Source organism: Martinezella rhizogenes (genome assembly GCF_027460065.1).
GTDB classification, from domain to species: Bacteria; Pseudomonadota; Alphaproteobacteria; order Rhizobiales; family Rhizobiaceae; genus Agrobacterium; species Agrobacterium rhizogenes_C.
On sequence record NZ_JAPYZZ010000002.1, the window covers coordinates 94,983 to 106,831 of the forward strand.

11 protein-coding genes are annotated in these 11,849 nt (G+C 60.7%); 3 read left to right on the forward strand and 8 right to left on the reverse strand.

Annotated elements, in window-relative coordinates:
* The first annotated feature begins 178 nt into the window (after nucleotides 1-178).
* Nucleotides 179-880 (forward strand): DNA helicase, encoded by a 702-nt coding sequence (locus O8B93_RS05205; protein WP_269708742.1) that lies wholly within the window; start codon nucleotides 179-181, stop codon nucleotides 878-880.
* 51 nt (nucleotides 881-931) lie between these two features.
* Here the strand turns inward: O8B93_RS05205 and O8B93_RS05210 are convergent, their stop codons facing one another.
* The 8 genes from O8B93_RS05210 to O8B93_RS05245 all read right to left on the reverse strand — a co-directional run bounded on the left by O8B93_RS05210 (nucleotide 932) and on the right by O8B93_RS05245 (nucleotide 9,567).
* Entirely contained in the window at nucleotides 932-2,725 is a 1,794-nt protein-coding gene (locus tag O8B93_RS05210) for an adenine deaminase (RefSeq protein WP_269708743.1), read from the reverse strand.
* The gene (locus O8B93_RS05215) at nucleotides 2,722-3,642 is read right to left on the reverse strand and encodes a nucleoside hydrolase (RefSeq protein WP_269708745.1); all 921 of its coding nucleotides are present in this window, start codon (nucleotides 3,640-3,642) and stop codon (nucleotides 2,722-2,724) included. The genes O8B93_RS05210 and O8B93_RS05215 overlap by 4 nt, the downstream gene beginning before the upstream one ends.
* A gap of 2 nt (nucleotides 3,643-3,644) precedes the next feature.
* Nucleotides 3,645-4,670 (reverse strand): ABC transporter ATP-binding protein, encoded by a 1,026-nt coding sequence (locus O8B93_RS05220; protein ID WP_269708746.1) that lies wholly within the window; start codon nucleotides 4,668-4,670, stop codon nucleotides 3,645-3,647.
* Nucleotides 4,663-5,442, reverse strand: a complete 780-nt coding sequence (locus O8B93_RS05225; protein ID WP_006315562.1) for an ABC transporter permease — start codon at nucleotides 5,440-5,442, stop codon at nucleotides 4,663-4,665. Before O8B93_RS05225 ends, O8B93_RS05220 begins: the two co-directional genes overlap by 8 nt.
* The gene (locus O8B93_RS05230; RefSeq protein WP_269708749.1) at nucleotides 5,439-6,266 is read right to left on the reverse strand and encodes an ABC transporter permease; all 828 of its coding nucleotides are present in this window, start codon (nucleotides 6,264-6,266) and stop codon (nucleotides 5,439-5,441) included. Before O8B93_RS05230 ends, O8B93_RS05225 begins: the two co-directional genes overlap by 4 nt.
* A gap of 165 nt (nucleotides 6,267-6,431) precedes the next feature.
* The gene (locus O8B93_RS05235; protein WP_269708750.1) at nucleotides 6,432-7,454 is read right to left on the reverse strand and encodes an ABC transporter substrate-binding protein; all 1,023 of its coding nucleotides are present in this window, start codon (nucleotides 7,452-7,454) and stop codon (nucleotides 6,432-6,434) included.
* Nucleotides 7,451-8,512 carry a LacI family DNA-binding transcriptional regulator gene (locus O8B93_RS05240; protein ID WP_269708751.1) on the reverse strand — a complete coding sequence of 354 codons (1,062 nt, stop codon included), beginning with the start codon at nucleotides 8,510-8,512 and terminating at the stop codon, nucleotides 7,451-7,453. The genes O8B93_RS05235 and O8B93_RS05240 overlap by 4 nt, the downstream gene beginning before the upstream one ends.
* Before the next feature lie 134 nt (nucleotides 8,513-8,646).
* On the reverse strand, nucleotides 8,647-9,567 hold the full coding sequence (locus O8B93_RS05245; protein ID WP_269708752.1) for a LysR family transcriptional regulator: 921 nt from the start codon (nucleotides 9,565-9,567) through the stop codon (nucleotides 8,647-8,649).
* 96 nt (nucleotides 9,568-9,663) lie between these two features.
* On the opposite strand from O8B93_RS05245, the gene O8B93_RS05250 reads away from it, so the two are divergent.
* Both O8B93_RS05250 and O8B93_RS05255 read left to right on the forward strand, forming a co-directional pair.
* Nucleotides 9,664-10,851 carry an acyl-CoA dehydrogenase gene (locus O8B93_RS05250; RefSeq protein WP_269708754.1) on the forward strand — a complete coding sequence of 396 codons (1,188 nt, stop codon included), beginning with the start codon at nucleotides 9,664-9,666 and terminating at the stop codon, nucleotides 10,849-10,851.
* Nucleotides 10,852-11,062: 211 nt separating this feature from the next.
* The gene (locus tag O8B93_RS05255) at nucleotides 11,063-11,779 is read left to right on the forward strand and encodes a 4'-phosphopantetheinyl transferase family protein (protein WP_269708756.1); all 717 of its coding nucleotides are present in this window, start codon (nucleotides 11,063-11,065) and stop codon (nucleotides 11,777-11,779) included.
* The last annotated feature ends 70 nt before the right edge of the window (nucleotides 11,780-11,849 follow it).

The window sequence follows — 11,849 nt, forward strand, 5'->3', positions numbered from 1 at the left end:
CTCGGACGCTTGTGGCGAATCATCGGGCGCGGTAAATTCCGCGCACAGGCTCGACCCAAGCCTCCTCCCTCCTTTCGGGGAAGCATTCGACATGCGGGGTAATATCATCATCGAACCGTCTGTTCGGGCATTCGCATAAGGAGGGATTGCGTTTCAGACCCGAAATAGAGGTCTTTTGATGAAACTTTCTACTCCGATTTTTCAGTTGAAGCGGCGGGCCAAACTCATGGTCCGAAACAATGCCATTCCCCTGCACGAAGCGCTGGACTACATCGCGCGCGAGGAAGGATTTGCACAGTGGAGCCTGCTGTCCGCCCACGTTGCGGCGGGTTCCTTGTCCGAAGACCTGTTCTCGCGCATCGTGGATGGCGACATGCTCCTGCTTGCCGGCCGCCCAGGTCAGGGCAAGACAGCGCTTGGGTTTGAACTTTTGCACGCAGCAGCCGAAGACGGACGGCAGTCTGTTTTGTTCACGCTCGAAATGACGGAGCAGCAGGCGCGTAAGCGTATCGAAAAACACGCGGCCGGGCAGAGAGAAACCGAAATCGTGACGTCGGACGAGATATGCGCGGATTACATCATCCGCCATTTGTCGCCTGCCAAACGCGGTACCTTCGCCGTGATCGATTATCTACAAATACTCGACCAGCAGCGGCACAAACCGGACCTGTCGCAACAGGTGACCGCTCTTGGGAACTTCGCACAGAAGACCGGCGTCATTTTCGCATTCATCTCGCAGGTTGACCGCTCGTTTGATCCTGAAAACAAGCGGCTTCCCGATATGCGCGATATCCGCCTGCCCAACCTGCTGGATTTGGGTCTCTTCACCAAAGCCTGCTTTCTGCATAATGGCGAAGCGCAGCTTCACAATGTGAACTGACAGGTCCCGGCTGCCGCGACGACGACATCGCGGCAGCCGGTCCTGACGTTATTATCGTAAAACCTCGATGACGGGGCTTTCCATCACCTTGCCCGTCAATACATCTGCAATGCCCATATCCGTCTGGTGCGGGCCGATATTGCAGGCGAGCGTGGCACCGAAACAGGCCTTGAAAACCAGATAGGGTGGCTGCCATTCCACCACCTTGCCGACGGCTTCGCGCAGATCCTCGAAAGCCCGCGCCACCTCTTTGAGCGGCGCATTCGAAACGAGGCCGGAGAGCGGCAGGGGCAGCAGCGCTGTAACCTTGCCCCCGGAGGCAACGGCCATCCCGCCGCCGGTGCCGATCACCGCATTGGCGGCGAGCGCCATGTCCTCTGCGTTGCCGCCGAAAACGGTGAGGTTGTGGCTGTCATGCGAGACGGTGGTGGCGAAGGCGCCGTTCCAGTTTCCCCAGCCAGTGAGGAAACCGGTTTTCGTGATGGGGTCGGCCTTGCCGTGGCGATGGGTGACGGAAATCATCGTTGCACCTTCAGGCGGAACGACGAAACCGTCCTTCACGTCGGCTTCCGTTTCGCCCCATTGGGTGAAGCGCGGGCGGTCGATGGTGGCGAGGCGTACCTTCGCGCCCTCGGATTTCACCCGGAAATCATCAGTCATGCGTGGCGGAAGCTTCATCGAGCCTTCAAGCGTGGTCGTGTCGCAGGCGGGAATGTCGACCAGCATGCGGCCACCTTCCGCAACGGCCCTGCCGCTTACGAGCACATGACGGGCGGTAAAACCGCTCAGATCCTCGAAAACGACGATATCGGCGCGGCGACCGGCGGCGATGAGGCCGAGATCGGGACGGCCAAGCCTTTGCGCGGCGTTCAGCGTAGCGGCGCGCAGCGCCCATTCGGGCTTCATGCCATAACGCACAAGGCGGCGCACCACATCATCGAGCCCGCCGCCGTGCAACAGGTCGTCCGGGAAGACATCGTCGGTGCAGAGCGTCACCGTCTGCGGCAGGTGGCCGAGCTTATTCAGTGCCTCCACGAATTCCGGCAGCAGGTGATCATGCGAGCCGCGCAGCTCGATCGTCAGCCCTGCCCTGAGCTTCGCCATCAGGTCTTCACCCGAGACAAGCTCGTGATCGGAAGAGACGCCCGCCGCCATGAAGGCATTGAGATCGGCGCCACCAAGTCCGCGCGCATGGCCGCAGACCAGCTTTTCCGCGGCGAGCCCGGCCTGCACGATGCCGCTCATGCGCGGATCGCGTTCGATGACGCCGCGCATGTTCATGATTTCCGCAATGCCACCGATTTCCGGCCAGGAGAGGAGATCGGCGAGAATGGCGGCGTCGAAATCCGCACCGCCACGCTCCAGCCCCGGTGCTGACGGAACGCAGGAAGGGGCAAGCAGAATGGCGCGCAGCGGCAGGTTTTCGATCGCCTTCGCCGCCCAGCGCACGCCTTCCACACCATGCACATTGCCGAATTCATGCGGGTCCCAGATGATGGTGGTGACACCGCGGGCAACCACCGCTGCCGCATAGGCGGCCGGCGTGATCATCGAGCTTTCGATGTGCATATGCGTGTCGATCAGCCCCGGCGAAACATAGGCCCCGCCCGCATCGATCACCTGCGCGGCATCCCTGCGGCTTGCCGGTTCGTGAACGCTGGCTATCAGCGCGCCGACAATGCCGATATCGGCAGGGCGAAGCTCGCCCGTCGCCACATCCACCAATGTTCCGCCGGTGATGAGAACATCAAAACGCTGATCACCACGCGCGGCGGCAACCGCACGGGTGCGCAGGGTGTCATCGTTGAGATCGGCAGGTTCCGCCAGGCGGATTTGCGCGCTCATCGGGCGGCCTCCCGGCGCAGTGCCTCCAGTATGGCCACCTTCGCGGCTCCAGCGTCAACGGTCACGGCAAACTGGGCGTTAAAGTCTGTCACCTTCTCCGCGCGTGTCTCGACCACGGTTCTTCCCCGCGTCAGCGAGGCATGAAGTTCGACATCGATGCGCGCCTGCTGCCAGCCGAGATGATCGGAGGTGAAGCCGACTGCGGCGACGGGATCGTAAAGCGCCATGGCAGCCCTGCCGCGGCTGGTGGCAATGCCGATGAAGCCCTCCAGCAGATCGGCAATCAGTCCCGCATTCCTGCCGCCAGCGGTGCGGATCGGCAGCACATCGGCGGGCGAGGCCGTTACCTTGCGGCAGGCATCGAGATCGACCATGCGCAGCGGCAGGCCGTGAGCGAGCGCGATAGCCAGTGCCTCGGGATCGGCGAAGGCGTTGAATTCGGCCGATGCCGTGTGGTTGCCGCTGGTAAGCCCGCCCCCCATCCAGATCAGGTCGGAAATTTTGGCGGCAAGATCGGGCCGAGCGAGACAAAGTGCGGCGATATTGGTGAGCGGGCCGAGCGCGAGAATGCGTTTTTTGCCTTCACCCTCCAGCCAGTTGCAGAGTGCGGCAAAGGCATCGCTTTTTGGCAGAGCCGGCGCATCCGGCAGGCTTTGGCCGGCGGTCGGAATGCCGCTTTCACCGAGGATGGACTGCGCGGTTTCGAGCGCGCCAAGCACCGGCATGGCGCGGCCCTGGTGGATCGGCATCGACCAGCCGAAGCTTGCTGCGGCGCCTGCGGCATTGCGGCAGACCGCATCCAGCGTCGCATTGCCGAACACCAAAGAGATGCCGTCAATAGCAAGGCCTGCCGATTGCACCACCATGATGGCGGCGATATCGTCAAAGCCCATATCGGTATCGATCCACACGCCCATGATCAGCCAAACACCTTCAGGCTTGCCGCCTTTTCGACCGGCAGGTCGAAGGCGAGCGTATCACCGATGGCGTGCGCAGCAAGGACGGCATCGGTTTCCGCCTTGATGGGGCCAAGCGGCGTATCGAGCAGATATTCGCGGCTGTTGCCTGCAAAGGATGTGCCGCGCACGGTTCCCTGGAAAGGACCTGAACCAAGGGTTACCATGCGCGGCCGCCAGGCCAGTCCGGATGCTGAACCGACTGGTCCGGGAAGCGGTGTTGTGCCGTTCGCGGTTTTCAACGCGCCGCCATCAAGCGCGAAGATGTTTTCGAAGCCGACGAAGTCAGCCACGAAGGACGAAACCGGCGCGTTATAAATTTCCTCCGGCGTGCCGATCTGCTCAATCTTGCCGCCCTTCATGACGACAATGCGGTCGGCGAGCGCCAAAGCCTCGATCTGGTCATGGGTGACGAAGATCATCGTCACGCCGGTTTCCTTCTGCACGCGCTGCAATTCGGTGCGCATTTCAAGGCGCAGGCGGGCATCGAGGTTGGAGAGCGGCTCGTCGAGCAGCAGTACCTTCGGCTCCATGACCATGGAGCGCGCCAGCGCCACGCGCTGCTGCTGGCCGCCGGAAAGTTCCGCCGGCTTGCGGGAGGCGAAATTGGACAAGCCTACCGATTTGAGGCCGGAGGCCACCTTATCATCAAGCGTCTTGCCGCTCATGCCTTTGAGTTTCAGGCCGAAGGCGACGTTTTCATACACAGTCAGATGCGGGAATAGCGCATAGGACTGGAAGACCAGACCAACGGCGCGCTTGTTGGCCGCGACGCGAGTGATATCGACGCCATCGAGATCGATACGCCCGCTTGCCACCGGCATCAGCCCGGCAATGGCGCGCATCGTCGTTGTCTTGCCGCAGCCGGAAGGCCCGAGAAGGGCGAGCAGTTCGCCCTTGCGGATATCGAGATCCAGATCCTTGACGGCAATGCTGTTGCCGTAAGCGAGCGAGACTTTGTTGAGCGAAAGATAATTTGCGTCAGACATATCGGGAGAACCCCAGGAAACGTTCGGCCATGAAGACGATGCCGATGGAAAGGAAGGCGAGCAGCGAGGAAAGGGCTGCAACGGAAGGGTCAAAGACGATTTCCATGTAGCCCAGCATGTCGATGGGCAGCGTGCGCACGCCGGGACCGGACAGGAACAGCGATACCGGCACCTGGTTGAAACTCGTCACGAAACCGAGAATGAAAGCGGACAGGATGCCGCCGCGAATATTCGGCAGCACCACCCGGAAAAAGGCACCGAGCCGCGACGAGCCAAGCAGCACCGCCGCCTCCTCTATATCGGACCGCAGGTTGTTGAGGCTGGCCGACACGACCCGCACCGCATAGGGCAGAATGAGCGCGGTGTGGGCGAGAAACAAAGCAAGCGTGATGCCGATGCCGAAAGGCACGACGAAATACCGCAGCAGCGCTAAGCCGACGATGATGCCGGGCACGATGATCGGCGCGGAAACGATGGTGCGCACGGTCTCGGCAAAGGGCAGCTTGTAGCGCGACATGGCGTAGGAAGCGGGAATGCCGAGGATAAGCGCCGTAAACGTGCCGCCGATGGCGAGGAACATCGACATCGCAAAACTCTCGCGGAAGCTTTCGACCGTGAAGACCTTGGCGATCCATTTCAGCGAAAAGCCCTGCGGCGGAAAGGCGAGCGTATCGCCCGCCGAAAACGAGGCGGCGACGATGATGAGGAACGGCCCGATGAGGAAGCCGACGACAAGAAGAAGCGTGAGCGGAATGAAGAGCTGCCGGGTCATTTCTTGTTCCTTGCGGTGGCAATTCGCTTCAGCAGGATATTGGCGGCAAAGCTCATGACGATAAGAATGAAGGCGATGACGCTGGCGGCGACGAAGTTGTTAGAGACCGTCACCTGCTGGTAAAGCAGGGTTTCCAGCATCAGCACCTTCGAACCACCGAGAATGGCAGGCGTGATATAGGCCGTCAGCGAACCGGTAAAGACCAGCGTGCCGCCGACCACCAGCCCTTCCTTGGTAAGCGGCAGGATGACTTTCCAGAACACCTGAAACCAGTTGGCGCCGAGCACGCGGGCGGCCGCGATCGTATCCTTCGGCATGTTTTCGAGCGCGCTGATCAGCGAAATGATCATCAGCGGCAGGAACAGTTGCAGAAGGCCGATGAAGACAGCCGTTTCGGAAAACAAGATGCGGATCGGCGCGTCGCTCAGGCCGACGGCCTGCAGCGCCTGATTGACGATGCCGGTTCTGCCGAGAATGACGATCCAGGCATAGGTGCGGGCGACCGGCGAAATCATCAGCGGCAGCACGACGAGATTGACCACATGGCCCTTCTTGCCCGGCGATAGGTTGACGATCGCGAAAGCCGCAGCATACCCCACCACCGCCGAGACGACGGTGACGAGCGCGCCGAGCTTCAGCGTGCGCAGGAAAACCGTCTGGTTCAGCGGATCGGAAAAGAAGGCGGCATAGGCCGACAATGTCCAGCCGTCCGCGGTCCGAAAACCCTCCGACAGAAGCATGAAGACCGGCACAAGAAAGACCGCCGCCGCGAAAATTGCGGCGGGCAAGGCAAGCGCCAGCGCTTCGGCCCGGTTCTGAAACATGGGTTTATTCCCTGAGCGGCCTGAAGGCCGGTTGTTATGGCAGCCGGAAGGAGCGGCCTGCGAAAAGAGGGTGGAAAAGCGGTCAGGGGACGACCGAACCGCTTTTCCCGGAATGGAGCCGCCCTTTCGGACGTTTCGATGCCCCATTCCAAACGGTGAAAGGACTTACTGGCCGACCTTGGAATTCCACTCCGACAGCCACTTGTCGCGGTTATCGAGCGTCACGTCGGAAGGAATGAGCTGCAGGCTGCGGGCAGTTTCGTCACCATAGGTGATGTTGTTCGCGACCTCGTCTGAAACCTTGACCTCTCTGTTGGTCGGGCTGTCCACCAGCTTTTCCGCCAGCGCCTTCTGAACGTCGGTCGACAGCCAGAAATCCATGAATTGCAGCGCAAGCTCCTCGTTCTTTCCGCCCTTCGGCACGACGAGCACGTTCATGCCGCCGGTCTGGCCTTCCTTGGGCGTTGCCCAGGCAAGCGGCAGATCGAGCTTGGTGAAAGGCGCCCAGGAGAAACGGCCAATGGGGGCTGCCCAGATTTCTTCCTGCTGCATCAGCTGCACCAGCTGCGAAGACTTGACGTAGAAGGTGACGATATCGTCTTTCTTCTCGCCCACGGCTTCGATCGCGCCGGCAAGATCAGGCGTATCCTTGCCGATCGCCTTGCCCAGCATATAAAGCGCCGGCGGGCCCTGATTGGTGGTAACGTTCGGGAAAGCGACGTGATCGACAATACCGTCCTTCAAAAGATCGGCCCAGCTGTCGATCTTCATCTTGTCGGTGCGGTAGACGATGGAGGTCGCGTAGAAATTGACGCCGACGCTCATGCCGTCGCCATTCGGATCCTTGGCGATGTCATAGAGCTTTTCGATATTCGGAACCTTGGACGCATCGATCTTCTGGATCAGGTCCTTGCGGGTGGCTGATAGCGCATCGGCCATGGAGACGATGGCGAGATCGACCACCGGATTGGCCTTGTTGGCTTCCATCTTGGCAAGACGCTCGACGCTGTTGCCAGTTTCGACGACGAGCTTGCAGCCGCATTTGGCTTCAAACGGCGTATAGACCAGTTCCTTGAATTCATCCTGCGCAAAGGCGTAGACGGAAATCGTCAGCGTCTTGTCCTCAGCCTGCGCCGCTCCCATCGTCAGCATCAGGGCGGTGCCCGATGCAAGAATGATTTTTTTCATGGTGTGAGTTCTCCTGCTGTCGTTTTTTTGGCTTCAATCGCATCATGCTTTGTCTTGCCGGTGGAACCGCGCATGATCAGCGCCATCGGTACTTTCGAGATTTCCGCCGTCACATCGATGGCGACACCGTTGTCACCGGCGCTGTCGATGGCGCGCAGCAACGCCCCGACGGCCAGATCGGCGATGCGACCCATATCCATGCGCATGGTCGTGAGCGGCGGGGTGACTACGGCGGAGAAAATGAGATCGTCGAAACCGGTGACGCTTGCCTCTTCCGGCACCTCGATGCCCTCGCGCTGCAATTCGGTGAGCGCGCGCAGCGCATGCAGGTCGGAAATGGCGGCAAAGGCGGTGAAACCATCCGCCACCAGATCGGCAAGCCCCAGCCGGCAGCCCGCACCGTCAGCCTCTTCGATGCTGTCGATCCAGAGCGTCCGGGTCACACAGGCCTTGCCGAGACCATCGCGAATGCCGCCGAGACGGTCGTTCTGCACGTTGGAATCCCTGTTCTTGCCCACCAGCACCACCTTGCGGTGGCCGAGGCTTGCCAGATAGTCACCCACCTGCCGGCCGCCATCCCAATGGTCGGCGGCGACGGTATTTCCAGGCGTGGAAGGGCTGTCGATGATGGCGACAGGGCAATCGACGCCGGAGATGCGCGTGCCGCGGCGGGGAACGATGACCATGCCGTCCACTCCGCGCTCGATCAGCCGGTTGATGGCATCCGTCTGCATGGCGATCTCGCCGCGCGCATCGGCAATCAGCACGCCATAACCGGCAGAGACTGCTGCTTTTTCAATGGCCTGCGCGATCTGCGGGAAAAGAGGGTTGGCGATATCGGGCAGGACGAGCCCCAAAACGCCTGATCTGCCGGTGCGCAACGCCCTGCCCGCCGAACTCGGCACATAACCCAGTTCACTCGCCGTCGTGCGAATGCGCTCCACCAGATCGGGTGAAACACGCCCCTTGCCGGAGAGCGCATTGGACACCGTTGCCACCGACACGCCGAGTGCCGCTGCTATCGCGCTCAGATTGGTGGCAGGCCGTGAAGACGCCATGGATTGTCCGGAAAGACTGATTAAACGTTTAATCAGGATAAGCGAGGCGCGCGCCGCTGTCGAGTCCTTCGCCGGCGAAATGCGGCGAAAAGCTGGGCACAAGGGTTAAATGCCCGAAAAAAGAGCGATTATTTTCACAAGCCCTGGGTGCCGGCCGCGCGATAAGCCTCCACCTGCCGCACCAACCAATCCCGAAACAGCACGACCGGGGCGTGATTGGCACGCGAAAGCGGCGCCACCGCATAATAGGAACTGGGGCTTCTCGCCTGATGATCGAAGGCTTTCACCAGTTGCTTCGATTTCAGCTCGTTATCGATCAGAAACAGCGGCATCAGCGCCACGCCAAGCCCGGCAATGCACGCCTGCGCCACGCTTGAGAACTGCTCGAACCGCATGCCCTGTGGCAAAGCGAGCGACAGGCCTAGGCTTTCGAACCAGTGGCCCCAGGCTCCCGGCCGCGAGGCCATATGCAGCAATGGCAGGGCAGCGATATCTTCTCCCTTTTCCACCGGGTGGGCGCTGAGGAATTGCGGGCTGCAAACCGGCGCGACCATTTCATGCATGAGAAAGGTGCTTTCCGCCCCCGGCCAGTCGGCCTGGCCGATATGGATCGCCATATCCAGCTGCTCGCGCTCGAAATCGAACTGGCCGATGCGGGTGGCGAAATTGATGGTGATTTCCGGATGGTTTGCCACAAAATCCGGGATGCGCGGCAAAAGCCAGCGGGTGCCGAAGGTGGGCAACATGGCGAGGTTCAGCGTATTGCCATGCGTTTTGGTCATGATCTGCAACGAGGCGGAGCGTATTTCGCCAAGCGCCGCCGCGATGGATTTTGCATAAGCGCGGCCCTCGGTCGTCAGCGCCACGCCGCGCGCACCGCGCTCGAAAAGCCGCACGCCAAGCTGTTCTTCCAGTGACATAACCTGCCGGCTGATCGCCCCTTGCGTCAGCGCCAGCTCATCGGCGGCGGCCGAAAAACTGCCAAGCCGGGCAACGGAATCAAAGGCGGCAAGCGCACTGGTGGAGGGCAGGAGTTTACGGCTGAGAGACGTCATGACCTATTACTATAGGTAATGCAAAAATGAGTAAACATGGCTTGTGCGCGACGGTTGGGATAAGAATAATCCGGCCAGCAAATCCGGAGGCACACAGTGAGCGAACGCGCAGCATTTAATTGGCAGGACCCTTTTCTGCTCGAAGACCAACTGACCGATGATGAGCGGATGATCCGCGACAGCGCCGAGGCCTTCGGCAAATCCGAACTGCTGCCGCGCATCTCGGAAGCCTATCTTTCCGAAACCACCGAACCGGAACTCTTCCGTCTGATGGGACGCACCGGCCTGCTCGGCGTCACCCTGCCGGAAGAATATGGCGCGGCCAATGCCAGCTATGTGGCTTACGGCCTCGTCGCCCGCGAAGTGGAGCGGATCGACAGCGGTTACCGCTCGATGATGAGCGTGCAGTCCTCGCTCGTCATTCACCCGATCTTCGCTTACGGCTCGGACGAACAGAAGAAGAAATACCTGCCAGGCCTCGTTTCCGGCGAACTGATCGGCTGTTTCGGCCTGACCGAGCCGGATGCCGGCTCCGATCCCGGTGGCATGAAGACCCGCGCCGAAAAGATCGCCGGCGGTTATCGCCTGCGCGGTTCGAAAATGTGGATTTCCAACGCGCCGATCGCCGATGTTTTCGTCGTCTGGGCGAAATCCGAAGCGCATGACAATGAGATCAGGGGTTTCGTGCTGGAAAAGGGCATGAAGGGTCTTTCCGCCCCCAAGATCGGCGGCAAGCTGTCGCTGCGCGCCTCGATAACAGGCGAGATCGTCATGGATGGCGTGGAAGTCGGCGAAGATGCCCTGCTTCCGAATGTTTCCGGCCTCAAAGGCCCGTTCGGCTGCCTCAACCGCGCCCGCTACGGCATTTCCTGGGGCGTGATGGGGGCTGCGGAAGATTGCTGGTTCCGTTCCCGCCAATATGGCCTCGACCGCAAGCAGTTCGGCAAGCCGCTCGCCGGCACGCAGCTTTACCAGAAGAAGCTCGCCGACATGCAGACCGAAATCGCGCTCGGCCTTCAGGCATCGCTGCGCGTCGGCCGGCTGATGGACGAGCATAAGATGGCGCCGGAAATGATCTCAATCGTCAAGCGCAACAATTGCGGCAAGGCGCTGGATATCGCCCGTCAGGCCCGCGACATGCATGGCGGCAACGGCATCCAGATCGAATATCACGTCATGCGTCACGCCCAGAATCTTGAAACCGTCAACACCTATGAGGGCACGCATGACGTGCACGCGCTGATCCTCGGCCGGGCGCAGACGGGCATCCAGGCGTTTTTCTGAGGTTTCATCCGCATCCCCTACACCAGGAAAAGGCCTTCGAAGATCGCTTCGAAGGCCTTTTGTTTTCGAACTCGGATGCTGACGTTCCAAGCACTTGGCGAGGGGATTGCAAGACCGGATGATATGGCCGATAGGATGCCGTTTCTCTCCGGTCCTGATTGACGAGGCGATATCTGCGGCCCGACCCGACCGGAAAAACAAGGGGAAGATTATGGCGATCGTGCCGGCATCTCATAACGACACCTTTCCCGATGCTGCACCGGCGGCCGTCTGGCCGTGGCCGGATAACAGCGGCGAATGCCATTGCCTCACTCTTCGCTATAGCACTGACGAAGAACCCACCGCCGATATGGCCGCTTCCCTACCGCCGCAGCTTCTGCGGGCAGTGCCCAAACGCAAGGCGGAGTTTCTGGCGGGACGCCGATGCGCGGCGGAAGCCATACGTCGCCTCACCGGGCAGGCAGTATCTCCCGGGATGGGGGAAGACCGTGCGCCGATCTGGCCTGAAGGCGTGGTCGGCGCGATTTCCCACAGCGGTGACCGGGCGATCGCCCTTGCCGGCGCCGGCGGCAGGTTTTGCGGCATCGGCATCGATATCGAGAAGCTTTTGAGCGAAGAGGAAGCCGGTGATATCGCAACGCAGACCCTGACAAATCAGGAGCTTCACAGCCTCGGCAACGTCATCGATCCATTCATGACCGGACTGATTTTTTCGGCCAAGGAGAGCCTGTTCAAGGCGCTTTACCCAACTGTCAAACGGCTTTTCTTTTTCGAGGCGGCAGAATTATCCGCCTACGATGAAAATGGTTCGGGAGCCCTGCGGTTGACCGCCGATCTGGACGGCGGATGGCGCAAAGGAACGGAGGTTCCCTTCCGCTTTGGCCATTTCGAAGGCCTTCTTCTCACCCGCGTCCTTCTCCCGCATTGAGAGAAAATTGCGCGATTTTGGTCTCCAAAGTTCATATTTTAAGTCGTTCTTCCCGTCATCCGAGTGAAAC